Below are 18,615 nucleotides of genomic sequence, written 5' to 3'. Positions count from 1 at the left end.
GCGTCGGGGTGCGATCCCGTGCCCTCTCGCAATCCCGGATCGCCCGCCGCGCCGACACGCGCCGATAGTGTCAAGCTAGTGTCAACTTCCGCGGCATGACCGGCGCGCCGCTCTACGCGTTCGTCGGCGACGACTTCACCGGCTCGACCGACGTGCTCGAGCAGCTCGCCGAGGGCGGCGTTCCCGCGGTGCTGTTCCTGCGCACCCCCGGCGCCGCGCTCCGCGCCCGCTTCCCCGAGGCCCGCGCGATCGGCATCGCCAGCGACGCACGCAGCCGTCCGCCCGAATGGATGGACGCCGAGCTGCCCGCGATGTTCGCCGCGCTCGGCGACGCCGCGCTGGTCCACTACAAGACCTGCTCGACCTTCGACAGCGCCCCCCATGTCGGCTCGATCGGCCGCGCGCTCGACATCGGCGTGCGCAGCTTCGGCGCGCCCGGCGCGATCGTCGTCGCCGCGCCGCATCTCGGCCGCTACGTCGCCTTCGCCAACCTCTTCGCGGCAGCTGGCGCGCAGGTCCACCGCATCGACCGCCACCCGACCATGTCGCGCCATCCGGTCACGCCGATGCACGAGGCCGACCTGATCCGCCACCTCGCCGCGCAGACCGATGCGAGGATCGGCCATGTCCCGCTCGACCGCATCCAGTCGGGCGACGCCGAGGCCGCCTTCGACGCGTTGCGCGATGCCGATGCGGTGCTGTTCGACGGCACGACCTTCGCCGATCTCGCCGCGACCGGGGCGATCCTGCGCTCGCGCGGCGTCCGCTTCGCCGCGGGCAGCTCGGGCGTCACCCGCGCGCTGGTGCTGGCGTGGCAGGCCGAGGGCGTCGTCGACGGCACGCCCGCTGCCACCCGCGCCGCCGAGGCCGCTCGCCTGCTCGTCGTCAGCGGCAGCTGCTCCCCGGTCACCGCCCGCCAGATCGCCCGCAGCGCCGCCGATGGCTTCACCACCGCGCGCGCCGACGTGCCCGCGCTGCTCGAAGGCTCGATGGCCGAGGAAGCGCGCCTCGCCGACGCCGCCCTCGCCGCGCTGGCGCATGGCAACCGCGCGCTCATCGCCTCTGCCGAAGGCCCGCTCGACGCCGGCGCCCCCGCCGCGGGCGAGAAACTCGGCCAGGCGCTCGGCCGCGTCACCCGCGAGGTGGTCCGCCGCGCGCACCTCACCCGCGTGCTGTTCGCCGGCGGCGACACCTCCAGCCACGGCGTCGCGCAGCTCGGCATCGACGCGCTGACCTGGGCGGCTCCGATCGAGCGCGGCGCGCCGCTCGTCCACGCCCACGCCGCCGATCCGGCGATTGACGGGCTCGAGCTGGTGCTCAAGGGCGGCCAGATGGGCGGCGAGGATTTCTTCGAAACCGTCCGCCGGGGCGGCTAAGGAAGGCCGCGAGGAGAGCGGAATGTCACGGGCTGCGTATTGGGCGTTGGGAACGGCACTGGCGGCGCTGGCGACCGGCGGCATCGCCCAGGAGCGCAAGCCGCAGCCCGCGCCGGATCCCGAAGCGTTCCGCAACCCGCCTGCGGAAACCCGCCCGCACACCCTCTATTTCTGGATGAACGGCAACGTCACCAAGGAAGGGATCGACGCCGATCTCCAGGCGATGCGCGACATCGGCATCGGCGGCGTGCTGATGTTCGACGGCAGCAGCGACGTGCCCAAGGGCCCGGTCGATTATTTGAGCCCCCAGTGGCTCGACCTGATGACTCACATGATGGGCAAGGCCGACGAGCTCGGGCTCAAGGTCGGGCTGCACAACGCCCCGGGCTGGTCGTCCTCGGGCGGCCCGTGGATCAAGCCCGAGCAGGCGATGCAGCAGATCGTGTGGACCGAAACGCGCGTCACCGGCGACGGCACGGCACCGGTCGCGGTGCAGCTGGCCCAGCCCTATACCAAGCAAGGCTATTATCGCGACGCCGCGGTGGTCGCCTTCCCCGCCTCGCTCGGCGACGAGAGCCAGTATCGCGCGGCGGTGGTGGCGATGGACGCCGGCACCGCGGTGCAGCCCGCGACGCTGACCGATCGCGACCTCCATACCGCGGCCGAGGTTTCGCCCACCGCGCCGCTGGTGGTGACGATGAACGCGCCCTTCGCCGCGCAGGCGATCACGCTCTACGCGGTCAAGGAAGCCCCGGGCTTCTCCGCCACGGTCGAGGCCTCGGTCGATGGCGTCACCTGGTCGCGCGTGGGCAAGGTCAATGTCGGCGCCGAGCGCGGGATCGAATCCCCCGGCACGCTCAACTTCCCCAAGGTCGAGGCGATCTATTTCCGCATCACGCCCTCCGCGCGGGTCAAGCTCGCCGAGGCCTTGCTCTACACCACGCCGCGGATCGACAATTGGGACCTCAAGGCCGAGCACGACTTCGTCATGGCCGGGCCGACCGAGAAGCAGCCCGCCGACCTCAAGGCGCAATATGCCATCGACCCGGCGCAGGTGATCGACATCACCGCCAATCTCGACACCGCCGGCACGCTCAACTGGACCCCGCCCGCGGGCGAATGGACCGTGCTGCGCTTCGGTCACACGCCCACCGGCAAGCTCAACGTCGCCGCGTCGGATTCGGGCCGCGGGCTCGAGGTCGACAAGCTGAGCAAAGCGGCGGTCGACCACCAGTTCGACAGCACGCTCGCCAAGGTGGTCAAGGCCGCCGGCCCGCTCGCGGGCAAGGCGTTCGACATGATCGAGATCGACAGCTTCGAAGCCGGGATGCAGAACTGGACCCCCGCGCTTCCGGCGGATTTCCAGAAGCGCAACGGCTATGCGATCACGCCCTATCTGCCCGCGCTGACCGGCCGCATCGTCGGCGATCTCGACGTCTCCAACCGCTTCCTGTTCGACTTCCGCCGCACGCTCGCCGACCTGATGGCCGACAACTACTACGGCCGGATGCAGGATCGCGTGAACCATGCGGGCCTGAAGTTCCATATCGAGGGCTATGGCCCCGGCCCGTTTGATGCGCTTCAGGTGTCGGGCCGTGCGCAGGTGCCGATGACCGAATTCTGGTCGCGCACGCCCTGGACCGACAACCGCACCGTCAAGATGGTCGCCTCCGCCGGGCACGTCTACGGCAAGAACGTCATCGCCGCCGAGGCCTTCACCGGCGAGGCCGAGACCAGCCGCTGGCAGGACTATCCCTATGCGCTGAAGACGCTGGGCGACCAGATGTTCGCGCAGGGCTTCAACCAGATCTTCTTCCACCGCTGGGCGCACCAGCCCAACCCCAAGGCGCTGCCCGGCATGGCGATGGGGCCGTGGGGGATGAACCTAGAGGCCTCCAACACCTGGGTGCCGCAGGCCAGGCCATGGATGGAGTATCTCGCGCGCAGCCAGTACATGCTGCGCCACGGCACCTATGTCGCCGACGTGCTCTATTTCGTGGGCGAGGACAGCCCCAACCAGGCCGAATATGTCCGCCCGCAGGTCTCGCCCGACACCAACCCCAGGATCGGCGTGCACTTCGACCCGCAGGTCCCCCCCGGCCACCAGTACGACCTCGTCAATGCCGAGGTGCTGCTGACTCGCGCCAAGGTGAAGGACGGCCGGGTCGTGCTCGCCAACGGCGCGACCTATCGCCTGCTCGTCATCCCGCAGGACATCACGACGATGACGCCGAAGCTCGCCGCGAAGATCCGCGAGCTGGTCGAGGCAGGCATGGCGGTGCTCGGTCCCAAGCCGGACCATCCGATGACGATGGCGGGCAAGGCCGAGGGCGACGCGGCCTTCCGCAGCGCGGTCGACGCGGTGTGGGGCAGCGGCAGCGCGGCGCGCAAGGTCGGCAAGGGCCGCGTCTTCCCCGGCGGCTCGGTCGGGGACGCGCTCGCCGCGCTCAAGGTCGCGCCCGACGCCGATTGCCGCACCGCCACGCCCGACGGGCAGGTCGTATGGCTGCACCGCAAGACCGACGCCAACCACATCTACTTCGTCGCCAACCGCCAGCGCCGCGCCGAGCGCGTGACCTGCACCTTCCGCGTCGGTAGCGCGGCGCCCTCGCTGTGGGACGCCGAGACCGGCACCATCACCCGCCCGGCCCTGTTCCGCACCGAGCGCGACTTCACCGAAGTGACCTTCGACCTCTCGCCAGCGGGATCCACCTTCGTGACGCTCGACTTCGCCGCCGGGGCGAAGCGGATCGACTGGGTGGCGAAGGACGGCCAGCGCTTCGTCGACACCACCGCCAAGCCGGTCGCGACGCCGACCCCCTCGAACAGTTTCACCATCTCGCTCTGGGCCAAGCCGGACATCGACCTGCGTCTGATGCCCGACGAGAGCGTCGAGGGGCGCATCAACGAGACCGGCAAGCAGTATCTCATCCCCGCCCGCTCGGGCCGCGACATCCATGGCCCCAAGACCGCCATCGCCGGGCTCGCGCTCGGCCGCAACGGCGCCTTCGTGATCGAGCGCGTCGCACCCGACAGCGTGCCCGCGGTGCTGGTCAGCCACACGCCCGTCGCCGGCTGGACGCATGTCGCCCTGGTCTATGACAAGGGCACACCACGCCTCTATCTCAACGGCAAGCTCGTCCGCACCGGCAAGAAGAGCGGCCGCACCGTCTATGCCGGCGGCAACGACGCCCCCGCGCCGGTCGGCGTCACCTATTTCTTCGAGGGCAATTTCACCCCCGCCCGCACCGAGGCACGCGTGCGCTCGGCCGAGGAGATCGCCGCGGAAGCCGCCGCCGGACCGCCGGCACCTGTCCTCGCCACCGCCCCTGCCGAGATCACCCGCGACCGCTATGGCGACCTTGAGGCGCTGGCATGGGAGAGCGGCAGCTACACGCTGAGCGACGGCGGCAAGTTCAAGGCCGAGCTGCCCGCCCCGATCACCGTCCACGGGCCGTGGGAGGTCGCGCTCCAGTCCGGCCGCGGCGCGCCGGCCAAGATCACCCTGCCCAGCCTCTATTCGCTCAGCCGCCATGCCGATGCCGGCGTGCGCCATTTCTCGGGGACCGCCACCTACACCCGCACGATCGACGTGCCCGAGCACATGCTCAGGAAGCGCCGCCGCGTCTTTCTCGATCTCGGCCGGGTCGAGGTGCTCGCGGGCGTCACCGTCAACGGCAAGGATCTGGGCGTGACGTGGAAGGAGCCCTATCGCGTCGACATCACCGATGCCGTGCGCCCCGGCGCCAACCAGGTCTCGCTCGCGGTCACCAACCTCTGGGCCAACCGCATGATCGCCGACGCCGCGCTGCCCGAGGAGGGCGAGTTCGTCGACGGCGACTGGTCGATCGGCCAGAACTTCCTCGCCGACGGCCGCAAGCAGGACGTGATGGCACGCAAGATCACCGAGCTGCCTGACTGGTACAAGGCCGGCCAGGCCAAGCCCGCCGGCGGCCGCGTCACCTTCACCCCCTGGACCTTCTACCAGGCGCACGAGCCGTTGCTCGACTCCGGGCTGCTCGGCCCGGTGCGCGTGGTGTTCGCCGATCAGATCAAGGTGGAGTGAAGCGGCGCGCGCTTCGCCACGGGCTGGAGCGCGCCACCGAGATGCCGCGAACCTCGTCGGGCCAGGTACCCGCGACCGCGCTCGCGCACAGGCCGGCGAGCGCGGTGCGTGACCCCAAAAAATTTCCCCGCCGCCGGCGCGGCGGGGAGGAGGGGGAGCTCAGAGCGTGAAGCGGACACCGGCCATGATCGTCCTTGAATCCTGCTCGTAATTGCCCGGCCGCGTCGGCACGCCGAAATAGGTTCGGGTCTTCGAACGCAGGAGGTTGCCGCCTTCGACGGTCACCGTGATCCTGTCGGTGATGTCGTAGCCGATCGATGCGTCGAGCCAGTCGCGCGCGCGGGTATAGACCGGCACGTTGGTCACGATGTCGTTGCTCAGCAGGCTCGAATAGAATTTGTCGCGCCAGTTATAGGCGAGCCGCGCGGACAACCCGCCCTTCTCGTAGATCAGGCCGGTGTTGAAGCTGTGCTTCGAGAGGTTGGCGATCGGCGTCTGCAGGCCGGCGACCGAGGTGTCGGTCTTGCTGTCGACGAAGGTGTAGTTGGCCTGGACGCCGAACCCGCTGAGCAGGCCGGGAAGGAAATCGAAGAAGGTCTGGCCGCCGATCTCGAACCCCTTGATCTTGCCGCCGAGCTCGTTGGTCGGGCGGCTGATGCTGTAGTCGATGCCGTCGATCGTCTGCGGGCTGGTGCGCGTGACCAGGAAGTCCTCAATCTCGCGATAGAAGCCCGCGACATAGAGCGAGGTCGTCGCCGACGGGTAGTATTCGAGGCTGGCGTCGAGCTGGTCGGCGCGCAGCGGCCGCAGATCGGGATTGCCCGCCGAGCCGGTGCGCTGGCCCGGGACCAGCGACAGCGTCGGCGACAGGCTGCTGAAGCCCGGGCGTGTCAGCGTCTTGGCCGCGGCAAGGCGCAGCTGCAGCGTGTCGGTGAAGCGGACCCGGATGTTCGCGCTCGGCAGCACGCTCACATATTGCGAGTCGATCTGCACCGGCGCGTAACCGGTCTGGTCGAACACCGGCGGATTGTTCGGCCCGGTGCCGGTGCCCGGCCGCTGCGTGAACAAGGCGCGCGTACCGTTGACGTTGAGGTTGGTGCGAATGATGCGCGTGCCGATATTGCCGTCGATCCGGATCGGCCCCTGGGTCTCGAACTTGCCCATCACATAGCCGGCGAGCGTGCTTTCGCCGATCTGGTAGCCGAACAGCGGGTTGAACGATGCTGGCGTGGTGATCCCGAGCCGCGTGCGCACCGCGTCGAATCCGTCGCCGTCGAGCAGCTCGTGGTTGGCGGCGTAGAAATTCTGCTCGATCAGGTCGGTCCCGCCGAACATCTGGTTGAGCGGGTTGAGGATGAACAGATCGGCATAGGCCGAGGCCGCGAGCGGCTGGTTCGCCGCGTCGCGCGGTGTCTGCGAGAAGCGGAGCTGGTCCTGCTTCACGTCCGCATCGGTCCAGCGGATGCCGAAATGCATCGATTTCAGGAAATTACTGTCGATCTCGAACCAGGCATCGGTGCGCAGCTGCTTGGATTCGGTCTCCGACAGGTTGATGTTGCGCGCGAGGCCGGCGACCGCGAAGCTGTCGAGGCTGGCGAGGTCGACCCCGCTGACCCGGGCCGATCCCGGCAAGGTCGTCACGTCGAAATCGACGCGCGGCGCCGTCGTGTCGAGATTGAGCTCGGTATAATAGAGCTGGCCGTTGCCGTGGGTATAGGCGGCGTCGATCGACAGATGGCTGGGGCCGGAATCGAACTTGACCCCGCCGGCGATCTGCCAGCTCTCCTCATAGGCGTCGCGATCCGCGCCGAAGGTCCGGACGGGCACGTTGGTGAAGGCGATCCGGCTGACGTCCTTGGTGCCGTCGAAATACGCCACCGAGGCCGGATCGAACGTCCGATTGCGCAGCGAGCGGATATAGACGCCATATTGCTGCTGGAGCTGGTTGGCGTCCTGATAGGTGCCCTGGAGATAGAGTTCGAGCTCGGGATTGGGCTTGTACTGGATCACCGCGTCGATGCCGATGCGACGGCGGTCGGCGTTGATCACCGGCTGGTACTGCTCGGAGAGCGAGGCCACGCCCGCACCGATGTTCGGCTGTCCCACCGGCGCGCCGACGCTGACCACATGGCTCTCGAACGCGCGCTGCTGGAACGAGCCGGCGACGAGGATGCCGAGCTCGCCGTCGCCCACGTCCCAGCTGTTGCTGACCAGCGCCGAGAACATCGGATCGACCTTGTCGGGCAAGTCCGAATAGCGCCCGCGCGCCGAGCCGCTGAGCGTGAAGCCAGGCTTGTCGAGCGGCTTGCGCGTGACGACGTTGATCAGCCCGCCGATGCCGCCCTCGACCAGATCCGCGGACGGGGTCTTATAGACGTCGACGCGCGCGATCAGCTCGGCCGGGATGTTCTCGAGATCGACGCCGCGCCCGCTGCCGCCCGAGCGGCCGTTGAAGGTCGAGGTGACTTGCGAGAGGCCGCGGATGGTGATGCCCGAACCCTCGCCGCGGTCGCGCCCGACCTGAATGCCCGACACCCGCTGCAGCGCCTCGGTCACGTTGACGTCGGGCAGCTTGCCGATGTCCTCGGCGACGATCGAGTCGACGACCTGGTCCGCGTTGCGCTTGAGGCTCTGCGCGGACTGGAGGCTGCCACGGATGCCGGTGACGATGATCTCGCCTTCCCCGGCCTCCTGCGTACTGCCGTCCGCCGGCGCAGGCGGCGCGCCCGCACCCTGCTGCGCCGTCGCCGGCGCCGCCGCGATTATCGCGCAGCCGGCCGCGCTTGCCAGAAGATTGCCGAGAATATGCATAACGCCACTCCTCTCCCTGTCCCGTCTGAAAGCGGGATTACATCACATATAATATGACTAATATGTATCGGGAGAGGACGTGCGGGATCAAGGCGAAAACGCAAGTTCTCGCAAATTTTTGTCAGACTATTGGATCATCTTGGCTATTCGTCGAAGCGGACCGTCAGCTGCTCGCCCGTCGGCTTGGAGCCCCATAGCGCGTAGAACAGCACGTAGAGCTCGCACACGACCGTCAGCCAGAAGCTGTTCTGCAGGCCGATCGTGTCGGCCAGCCAGCCCTGCACCACCACCAGCGCGCCGCCGGCGATCGCCATGATCAGCAGGCCCGACGCTTCCTCGGTCAGCGGGCCGAGACCCTTGATTCCCATCGCGAAGATCGCCGGGAACATGATCGAATGGCACAATCCGACCAGGATCAGGCACCACATCGCCAATGGCCCGTGCAGGGTGGCGGCACCGATCATCACCAGCACGGCGGCCGCGGCATAGACGGCGAGCACCTTGTCCGCGGGAAAGGCGCGCATGATGAAGGCCCCGGCGAAGCGGCCGACCATCATGCCGCCCCACAGCAGCACCAGGTAGTTGGCCGCCCGGGCCGGCGTGATGCCGGCGATCTCGGGCAGAATCGCGAAGTTGATGAAGAGGTTCGCGACGCCGATCTCGGCGATCAGATAGATGAAGATCGCCGGGATGCCGAAGGCGAGATTGCGATGCTTGTAGATCGGGTGCGCCCAGACCTTCCACAGCGGAATGGTGGTGCGCTCGGAGGCATCGGCGCGGCGAGTCGCCTCCCCCAAAGCCGGCAGCTTCGCGCGCCAGAAGACCAGGGCGATCAGGACCAGCACCATCGCGACCATGACATAGGGCAGCTGGGTTGCCTGCGCGTCGGCCAGCCGCTCCGCCGCTGTGAGCTGCGCGCCCTCGAGCGAGGTGCCCCCGGTGGTCCGGCTGAGGATGAGGTAGCCGCCGAAATAAGGCGCGAAGAAGGTGCCCATCGAGTTGAACGCCTGCACCAGCGTGAGGCGCGACTCCGACGATTCCGCCGGTCCGATCACCGCCACGTAAGGGTTCGCCGCGACTTGCAGCAGCGCGATGCCGCAGGCGATCACGAACAGCGCCACGAGCGTCACCTCATAGGACGGGATGCGGGCCGCCGGAACCATGCCCAGCGAACCCACCGCCATGACCAGCAGCCCGATGATGATCGCCTTCTTGTAGCCGACGCGCTCGATCAGAAACGCGGAGGGGATCGAGGCGACGCCATAAGCGATGAACCACACGCTCTCGATCAGCGTGGTCTGGGTATAGGTGAGCTCGAACACGCTGCGCAGGTGCGGCAACAGCGTGTTGTTGATGACGGTGATGAAGCCCCACATGAAGAACAGGCTGGCGAGCAGCGCCAGTGCCGGCCGGTAGTTGAACGACGGCGAAGCCGCCTTTTCCCCGATCGCCGTGTCGAGATGTGGAAGCGCCATTCAAATCCTCCGGGATGGTTTTATCCGTGCAAGCGGCTTGCTCGATTATTTCTCCGACTATATGCGGGGAGGGAACATCGTCAATGGCCGCCGGGCCTGATGCGAGGAGGCGAGTGAAATGCGAGCAATGCTGTACGCCGCGGCGCTGGTTGCGCCGATCGCCACCGGAGCTGCCTCCGCTGCCGAAGCGGAGCGCGCGCCGGCCGGCCGCCTGTCCGACGGCAGTGCGGTCGAGGCGGTGACGCTGAGCAATGCCAGGGGCGTCAAGGCGCGCATCCTCACTTATGGCGCGACGCTGCAGTCGCTCGTCGCGCCCGGCCGCGACGGCACGCCGGCGGAAATCACGCTCGGCTATGACGAGGCCGCCGATTACGAGGCCAAGCCCAACTATTTCGGCGTCACCGTCGGCCGCTATGCCAACCGCATCGCCGGCGGACGCTTCAAGCTCGACGGGCGCGACTATCAGCTGACCCAGAATGACGGCGCCAATTCGCTGCACGGCGGCAAGCAGGGCTTCGACAAGCGCAACTGGAAGATCGTGTCGGTTACGAGCGGGCCGGCGGCGAAGGTCGTGCTCGGCCTCACCAGCCCCGATGGCGACCAGGGCTATCCCGGCAAGCTCGACGTCACCGTCAGCTACGCGCTCAACGACAGCGGCGATCTCACGATCGAGTTCGAGGCGCGGACAGACAAGCCGACCATCGTCAACATGACCAACCACGCTTTGTTCAATCTCGCCGGCGACGGCGCGGCCGAGGGCACGTCGGGCCAGCTGCTGACGATCCCCGCCGCTGCCTATACGCCGGTCGACGACAAGCTCATCCCGACCGGCAAGCTCCAGCCCGTCGCCGGCACCGTATTCGATTTCCGCAAGCCCCGGCGCATCGCCGACGGGCTGCGCGACGGCCGCGACCCGCAGATCGTGATCGGCCGCGGCTATGATCACAATTTCGCGCTCGACAAGGGACTGACCGCGGCGCCCGGGCTCGCCGCACGGCTGGAGGATCCGGCGTCGGGCCGGGTGCTCGAGGTGCTGACCACCGAGCCCGGTATCCAGTTCTACAGCGGCAACTTCCTCACCGGCACGCTCACGGGCCGGCAGGGACGCGTCTATCGCATGGGCGACGGCATCGCGCTCGAGCCGCAGAAATTCCCCGATGCGCCCAACCAGCCGCGCTTCGCCGCCGCGCGCGTCGATCCGGGCAAGCCCTATCGCCACGTCATGATCTACCGCCTCACGGCGCTTCCCTGAGTTCCTGGAAACAATGACCGAAGACAGAAAACTGCGCTCCGCCGCCTGGTTCGACAACCCGGACAATATCGACATGACCGCGCTCTATCTGGAGCGCTATCTGAACTTCGGCCTCAGCCTCAAGGAGCTGCGCAGCGGCCGCCCGATCATCGGCATCGCGCAGACCGGCAGCGACCTCTCGCCCTGCAACCGTCATCACCTGGTGCTCGCCGAGCGCGTGCGCGAGGGCATCCGCGAGGCCGGCGGGATCGCGATCGAATTCCCGGTCCACCCGATCCAGGAGACGGGCAAGCGCCCGACTGCCGGGCTCGACCGCAACCTCGCCTATCTCGGGCTGGTCGAGGCACTGTACGGCTATCCGCTCGACGGCGTCGTGCTGACGATCGGCTGCGACAAGACCACCCCCGCCTGCCTGATGGCCGCCGCGACGGTGAACATCCCGGCGATCGCTTTGTCGGTCGGCCCGATGCTCAACGGCTGGTACAAGGGCGAGCGCACCGGCTCGGGCACGATCGTGTGGAAGGCACGCGAGCTGCTCGCCGCGGGCGAGATCGACGATGAGGAGTTCATCCGCCTCGTCGCCAGCTCGGCGCCCTCGACCGGCTATTGCAACACGATGGGCACGGCGACGACGATGAACTCGCTGACCGAGGCTTTGGGCATGTCGCTGCCTGGATCGGCGGCGATCCCCGCCCCCTATCGCGACCGCCAGGAAGTCGCCTATCAGACCGGCCTGCGCGCGGTGGAGCTGGTGCGCGAGGACGTGAAGCCCTCCGACATCCTGACCCGCGACGCCTTCCTCAACGCGATCGCGGTCAATTCGGCGATCGGCGGCTCGACCAACGCGCCGATTCACCTCAATGCGATCGCGCGGCACATGGGGGTCGATCTCAAGATCGACGACTGGCAGGCGTTCGGCCACGACGTGCCGCTGCTGGTCAACCTCCAGCCCGCGGGCGAGTATCTCGGCGAGGATTATTACCGCGCCGGCGGCGTCCCCGCGGTGGTCGCGCAGCTCATCTCGCGCGGGCTGATCCGCGAGGACGCGCTGACCGTCAACGGCCGCAGCATCGGCGCCAACTGCGCGAGCGCGAAGATCTACGACGAGCGCGTCATCCGTCCGATCGACACGCCGATCCTCGAACAGGCCGGCTTCGTCGTGCTGCGCGGCAACCTGTTCGACGCGGCGATCCTCAAGACCAGCGTGATCTCCGACGAGTTCCGCGCGCACTTCCTGTCCAATCCCGACGATCCCGACGCGTTCGAGGGGCCGGTCGTGGTGTTCGACGGGCCCGAGGATTATCACGCGCGGATCGACGATCCGGCGACGGGCATCACCGCCGACACGCTGCTGGTGATGCGCGGAGCAGGCCCGATCGGCTATCCCGGCGCGGCGGAGGTGGTCAACATGCGCGCGCCCGCACACCTGCTGCGCGAAGGCGTGACCGTGCTGCCGTGCATCGGCGACGGGCGCCAGTCGGGCACCAGCGGCAGCCCTTCGATCCTCAACGCGTCGCCCGAGGCGGCGGCGATGGGCGGCCTCGCGCTGCTGCGCGATGGCGACCGCATCCGCATCGACTTGCGCGAGGGTACCGCCGACGCGCTGGTCCCGGCCGAAGAGCTGGCCGAGCGCCGCCGCGCGCTCGAGGCCGAGGGCGGCTACCGCTATCCCCCCTCACAGACTCCGTGGCAGGAGATCCAGCGCAACCTGGTCGGCCAGATGGACAAGGGCGCGATCCTCGAAGGGTCCGAGCGCTTCCAGCGCATCGCCCAGGTCCAGGGCCTGCCGCGCGACAATCACTAGGGCAACCCTTCAATCCTCCCCCGCCGGGGGAGGATTTTGAACGGCCTTACAGCGCCCGCACCGTCACCGTTTCCGCCTCGGCCCGCGCCAGCCGGTTGCGCAGCGGCAGGCCGAACGGCGCCGCCTCGACCTCGAACACGTCGCCCGGCCGCGTCGCGATACCCTCGCTGAACGACAGCGTCGCGGTGCCGAAGAAGTGGACGTGCACGTCGCCCGGGCGGCGGAACAGCGCGTATTTGAAGTGGTGATGCTCGAGATTGGCGATGCTGTGCGACATGTTCGCCTCGCCCGACAGGAACGGCTTCTCCCACAGCACCGCGCCGTCGCGCACGATCCGGCTGGTGCCGCGGACATCGGCGGGCAGCTCGCCGACCAGCAGCTCGGGGCCGAGCGCCGCCTGGCGCAACTTCGAATGGGCGAGCCAGAGGTAGTTGTGCCGCTCGGTCACATGGTCGCTGAACTCGTTGGCGAGGCAGAAGCCGAGCCGCCACGGCGCGCCGTCGGGACCGATCAGGTAGATGCCGGCGATCTCCGGCTCCTCGCCACCGTCCTGCGCGAAGGCGGGCATCACCAGGTCGGCGCCGGGCGCGGCGAGCTGCGAGCCGTCGCCCTTGTAGAACCATTCGGGCTGCTGGCCGACGTCGCCCGGCGCGGGCTTGCCGCCCTCGACGCCCTCGAGGAACATGCGCATCGAATCGGTGAGCTTCTCCCCCGACGCGGCGGCGCGGTGCATCTTGTCACGCCCCTCCGCCGAGCCGAGATGGGTGAGCCCGGTGCCGCTCAGCACGACATGCGCGGTATCGGCATGGTCGACCGGCGCGAGCAGCCGCCCCTGGCCAAGCGCCTCGGCGAGGTCGATTGCATCTTCGATCCCCGCACGCGCCACCATCTCGCGCAAGCCGATGCCGCGCGCGATCGCCTCGTTCGCCAGCGCAGTCAGGCTATTCGCGCCGGCGACGAAGCCGGTCCGGCCGTCCATGTTGGCGACGAGGCGAGCGCTGCCATCCTCCGAACGATAGCGGGACAGCTTCAACATCAGACAACCTCCAGTTGGGAGCTACGGATTTAGTCCGACATTTAATTTTGGGCAATGGCGTGCTGTCGTTTGCTCCGGACCATGTGCTGTGCTTATGTTCACGAAGACGGAAACCCGGGAAAAGCGCGAATTGGACGACGAAGACCGAGACGACAGCCAGCTGCCTGGCGATGCCGGCCGCGCCGAACGCGGCACCGGACGCCGGTTGCGCGGCGCCGTCGCGCACTATCTCGGAACCGCGATCGTCGGCGGCGCGATCCGGCCCGGCGAGCGGCTGACCGGCGAAGTCGACAATTCCGCCGCGCTCAACGTGTCGCGCAGCGCCTATCGCGAAGCGGTGCAGGTGCTCGCCGCCAAGGGGCTGGTCGAAAGCCGGACCAAGGCCGGCACGCGCGTGCTGCCGCGCAGCCGTTGGAACCTGCTCGATCCCGACGTGCTCGCCTGGGCGTTCGCGGGCGAGCCCGATATCGGCTATGTGCGCGACCTGTTCGAGCTGCGCGCGATCGTCGAGCCGGCCGCCGCCCGGCTGGCGGCGGCGCGGCGCGACAAGGCCGATATCCGCGCCCTGCGCGAGGCGCTCACGGGCATGCGCCGGCACACGCTCGCGACCGAGGCCGGCCGCGCCGCCGACCGCGACTTCCACGACGCGATCCTGCGCGCCTCGCGCAACGACGTGCTGATCACGCTCAGCGCCAGCATCGGCGCCGCGGTGAGCTGGACCACGCAGTTCAAGCAGCGCACCCGCGCGCTGCCGCGTGATCCCGTTCCGGACCATGTCAGGGTCGGCGAAGCGATCATCGCCGGTGACGCCGACGAGGCCGAGGCCGGGATGCGTGTGCTGGTCGAGCTCGCGCTCCAGGACACGCGCTCGGTCATGCTCTGAGCCGCGCTCTTCTCCGACAAATTCCCCTGCCCCGCATTGCAGCGCGTACAGCTGTCTGATAGGTTAATAATCCTATTATATACATTATGAGGGGATGGCTGGGTGAACAGGCTCGGCATGCTTTCCGCGCTGGCGCTCGTTGCGAGCATGTCTGCGGCGCAGGCGCAACCGGCACGGCAATGGCCGATGGAAACGCCGAAAGCGGCCGTCGCCACGCAGCTCGCCAAGGTGAAGCAAGGCGTCGCCGCAGGGCCGTTCGAACCCGACTGGGATTCGCTGCGCGCCTATCGCACGCCTCAATGGTTCCGCGACGCCAAGTTCGGCATCTTCATCCACTGGGGCGTCTATTCGGTCCCGGGCTTCGCCAACGAATGGTATTCGCGCAACATGTATGTGCCGGGCAACAAGGCCTATGAGCACCACCGCGCCACCTGGGGCCCGCAGGACAAGTTCGGCTACAAGGACTTCATCCCGCTGTTCAAGGCGGAGAAGTTCGATCCCGCAGCATGGATCCGGCTCTTCGCCGATGCCGGCGCGCGCTATGTCGTGCCCGTCGCCGAGCATTGCGACGGCTTCGCGATGTACGCCTCGGACTTCACCCGCTGGGACGCCGCCGACATGGGGCCCAGGCGCGACGTCACCGGCGAGATCGCCAAGGCGGCACGCGCCCACGGTATGCATTTCGGCCTGTCCTCGCACCGCGCCGAGCATTGGTGGTGGTATCACAAGGGCCGCAGCTTCCCCTCCGACGTGAGCGACCCGAAAAATCGCGGCCTCTACGGTCCCGCCGCGCCGACCGGGCTGCCGGCCGACGATCCCGACACCTGGCCCGACAGCGGCCAGCTCCAGAACTGGATGCCGCCGAGCCGGGAGTTCCTCGACGACTGGATGGCGCGCACCTCCGAGCTGATCGACAAGTACCGGCCCGAGCTCATCTATTTCGACTGGTGGACCTCGGCCCCGCTCTACGAGCCGCTGATGCGCGACACCGCGGCCTATTATTACAACCGCTCGGCGGGGTGGAAGGCGCCCGGGATCATCGCCTACAAGGGCTCGCAATTCGCCGAGGGCTCGGCGATGTTCGACATGGAGCGCGGCAAGAGCGACGCGCTCAAGCTCACCCCGTGGCAGTCCGACACCTCGGTCAGCGTGCACAGCTGGGGCTATGCCCGGAACGACAGCTACCGCACGCCCAAGTCGCTGATCGCCGACCTGATCGACATCGTCAGCAAGAACGGCAACCTGCTGCTCAACGTCGGCCCCAAGGCCGACGGCACCATCCCCGACGAGATCGCGACCGTACTCAAGGGCATGGGCGCGTGGCTCAAGGTCAATGGCGAGGCGATCTACGGCACACGCCCGTTCAAATATTTCGGTGAGGGACCGACCAGCTCCGGCCAGGTGCGCGTCGGCGGGCAAGTCGAGGAATCGGCCAAGAAGGGGTTCACCACCGCCGATATCCGCTTCACCACCAAGGGCGACATACTCTACGCGCTGGGGCTCGAGCGGCCCGCCGACGGCAATGTGCTGATCAAGACGCTCTACGCCGGCACGCCGTACCTCGCCGCGCCGATCAAGCGTATCGAGCTGCTCGATGGCGGCAAGCTGACGTGGAAGCAGACCCCGCGCGGCCTGGAACTCAAGCTGCCTGCGGACAGCAGCGGCGGCATGCCCTACGCGCTCCGGATCAAGGTGCGCTGATGCGGCTGGCGCTCCTGCTCGCCGCAGCCGTCGCCGCTTTCCCCGCATCGAGCCAGGAGACCGCGCTCCAGCCCTATCCGGTGGACCATGAGGTGCGTGTCGACTCTCCCGCCGATGCGCGCTTCCTGCTCGACGGGCCGGCGGGCAAGCACGGCTTCGTCACCGCGCGCGACGGCAAGCTGTGGCGCGGCGACGGCAAGCGCTTCCGCTGCTGGGGCGTCAACATGACCGGCTGGGCGGTGGGGTCGGACCAGATTCCGGCGCACGGCGCGGCGACGGCCTATGCCAGGGCGCTGGCGCGGCTCGGCGTCAATTGCGTGCGGCTGCATTTCCTCGACATGCCCGATTCGATCGCGCCGGTGCGCAACGAGGGCGCCGCGCGAGGGCCCGCCGCCGGTCCGTTCACGCATCGTCCCCGCGGGTTGATCCGCGACGACCTCCCCGACAGCCGGAACTTCAATCCCGAGCGGCTCGACCGGCTCGATTTCTGGATCGCCGAGCTCAAGAAGAACGGCATCTACGTCAACTTCAACTTGAACGTGGGCCGCCGCTTCAAGCCGGGCGACGGCGTCCCCGACGCCGATCTGATCGCCCCGTTCAAGGCCTTCACCTATTTCGGCCCCGAGCTGATCGCGCTGCAGAAGGACTATGCGCGCAAGCTGCTCGGCCACATCAACCCCTATACCAAGCTGCGCTATGCCGACGATCCGGCGGTGATGACGGTCGAGGTGGTCAACGAGAATTCGCTGCTCGAATTCTGGATGCGCAACTGGCTGCGCGGCGAGCGCGTGCCGGGCGGCGAGAACGCCCAGCTCGACATGACCCCGCACTATCAGAAGCTGTTGGTCGGCATGTACAATGACTGGCTCGGCAAGCACCGCACCGCGAAGGAGATCGCCAGCCTGCACTCCCTGGCGGGCGTCGCCGAGGGCCAGCCGATCCCGCTGATGCGCCGTGGGGATCATCCCGCCGCGCCGCGCCTGCGCTTCGACGCCGAGCTCGAGTTCATCACCCAGGTTGAGCTCGACTTCCACGCCGACATGCGCCGCTTCCTGCGCGACGAGATCGGCGTGAAGGTGCCGATCGTGCCGACCGCGGATCACACCTATTTCATCGCCAACCAGCCGCTGATGCGCACCGCGCTCGCCGCCGACCTGCTCGACGCGCATGTCTATTGGCAGCACCCCGCGATCTATGGCCGCCGCAACGAGCCGATGGTCAACGCACCTGAGCTGTCGATCATCCAGAAGCTCGCGCGCAGCGCCGCGGTCGGCAAGCCGTTCACGGTGAGCGAGGTCAACCATCCCTTCCCCAGCGACTATGGCGCGGAGATGATCCCGATCCTCGCTTCCTATGCCGCGCTGCAGGATTGGGACGGCATCTTCTTCTACACGTTCGAAACCAAGATCGCGGGCGAATGGAAGCCGATGATCGGCGACCATTTCGACATCACGCTCGATCCGGTGAAGATGGCGCAGATGCCCGCGGGCGCGATGATCTTCCTGCGCGGCGACGTGTCGGCGGCGAAGCAGACGTTGACCCGGTCCTATTCGGCCGGGCAGATCAGCGACGCAGCGCGGATGCGGCGCGCGGCGATGCCCTATTACTCGCCGGGCTTCGACATGACGATTCCGCTGCGCCACGGCTCGCGCATCGCCTGTATCGACTGCAAGCCGTCGCTCCCAGCGCCCTTGCCCGCGGCAAACCCGATCGTCTCCGACACCGGCGAGCTGTCGTGGCAGACCCAGGGTGGCAAGGACGGGCTGGTGCGGATCGACACCCCGCTGAGCCAGGGGCTGGTCGGCTTCGTCGCCGCCAACCGCGACACGCAGACGCGGCACTTGGGCGCCGAGATCCGGAACCGCTTCGCCGCGATCACCTTGTCCTCGCTCGACGGCAAGCCGATCGGCATTTCCGACCGGATGCTGCTCACCACCACGGGCCGGGTCGAGAACACCGGCGCCAAGTGGGACGCGCGCCGCGCGATGCTCACCGACTGGGGCAGTGCGCCGACGCTGATCGAGCCGATCACCGGCTGGATCCAGCTCAAGGACCTCGAGGGCGCGGTCGGCGTGTTCGCACAGCCGCTCGACGGCTCGGCGCGGCCGATCGGGCCCGAGATCCGCGGCAAGATGATCGAGCCGGGCTGGGAGATCGAGGTCGGCACGCTCGCCGCGGCGTCCTATCTCGTTCGCGTGATCCGCTAGGGAG

General features: G+C 68.2%; 10 protein-coding genes. 7 read left to right on the top strand and 3 right to left on the bottom strand.

What is annotated here, in order from left to right; translation table 11 throughout:
• Positions 1-95: 95 nt before the first annotated feature.
• On the top strand, positions 96-1,376 hold the full coding sequence (locus tag ACO227_RS08395; protein ID WP_423606826.1) for a four-carbon acid sugar kinase family protein: 1,281 nt from the start codon (positions 96-98) through the stop codon (positions 1,374-1,376).
• Between the two features lie 22 nt (positions 1,377-1,398).
• Entirely contained in the window at positions 1,399-5,442 is a 4,044-nt protein-coding gene (locus ACO227_RS08390) for a glycosyl hydrolase (protein WP_423606825.1), read from the top strand.
• A gap of 159 nt (positions 5,443-5,601) precedes the next feature.
• Here the strand turns inward: ACO227_RS08390 and ACO227_RS08385 are convergent, their stop codons facing one another.
• Both ACO227_RS08385 and ACO227_RS08380 read right to left on the bottom strand, forming a co-directional pair.
• Positions 5,602-8,253 (bottom strand): TonB-dependent receptor, encoded by a 2,652-nt coding sequence (locus ACO227_RS08385; protein WP_423606823.1) that lies wholly within the window; start codon positions 8,251-8,253, stop codon positions 5,602-5,604.
• Between the two features lie 143 nt (positions 8,254-8,396).
• Positions 8,397-9,728, bottom strand: coding sequence for a sugar MFS transporter (locus ACO227_RS08380; protein WP_423606821.1), 1,332 nt, complete (start codon positions 9,726-9,728; stop codon positions 8,397-8,399).
• A gap of 118 nt (positions 9,729-9,846) precedes the next feature.
• Between ACO227_RS08380 and ACO227_RS08375 the strand changes: the two genes are divergently transcribed.
• Both ACO227_RS08375 and ACO227_RS08370 read left to right on the top strand, forming a co-directional pair.
• The gene (locus ACO227_RS08375; RefSeq protein WP_423606820.1) at positions 9,847-10,980 is read left to right on the top strand and encodes an aldose epimerase family protein; all 1,134 of its coding nucleotides are present in this window, start codon (positions 9,847-9,849) and stop codon (positions 10,978-10,980) included.
• A 13-nt stretch (positions 10,981-10,993) separates the two neighbouring features.
• Positions 10,994-12,784, top strand: coding sequence for an IlvD/Edd family dehydratase (locus tag ACO227_RS08370; protein ID WP_423606819.1), 1,791 nt, complete (start codon positions 10,994-10,996; stop codon positions 12,782-12,784).
• A 46-nt stretch (positions 12,785-12,830) separates the two neighbouring features.
• Here ACO227_RS08370 and araD1 read toward each other — a convergent pair whose 3' ends face one another.
• Positions 12,831-13,823, bottom strand: a complete 993-nt coding sequence (gene araD1, locus ACO227_RS08365; protein ID WP_423607311.1) for an AraD1 family protein — start codon at positions 13,821-13,823, stop codon at positions 12,831-12,833.
• A gap of 127 nt (positions 13,824-13,950) precedes the next feature.
• Here araD1 and ACO227_RS08360 point away from each other — a divergent pair, with 127 nt between their 5' ends.
• The 3 genes from ACO227_RS08360 (at position 13,951) to ACO227_RS08350 (ending at position 18,611) form a co-directional block, all read left to right on the top strand.
• Positions 13,951-14,703 carry a FadR/GntR family transcriptional regulator gene (locus ACO227_RS08360; RefSeq protein WP_423606817.1) on the top strand — a complete coding sequence of 251 codons (753 nt, stop codon included), beginning with the start codon at positions 13,951-13,953 and terminating at the stop codon, positions 14,701-14,703.
• A 102-nt stretch (positions 14,704-14,805) separates the two neighbouring features.
• Positions 14,806-16,404, top strand: coding sequence for an alpha-L-fucosidase (locus ACO227_RS08355; protein ID WP_423606815.1), 1,599 nt, complete (start codon positions 14,806-14,808; stop codon positions 16,402-16,404).
• Positions 16,404-18,611 carry a hypothetical protein gene (locus ACO227_RS08350; protein ID WP_423606814.1) on the top strand — a complete coding sequence of 736 codons (2,208 nt, stop codon included), beginning with the start codon at positions 16,404-16,406 and terminating at the stop codon, positions 18,609-18,611. Before ACO227_RS08355 ends, ACO227_RS08350 begins: the two co-directional genes overlap by 1 nt.
• Positions 18,612-18,615 lie beyond the last annotated feature (4 nt).

This window comes from Sphingomonas sp. MS122 (assembly GCF_049532975.1).
In the GTDB taxonomy this organism is placed as follows: domain Bacteria; phylum Pseudomonadota; class Alphaproteobacteria; order Sphingomonadales; family Sphingomonadaceae; genus Sphingomonas.
This window is presented reverse-complemented; position numbering and strand designations above follow the sequence as displayed.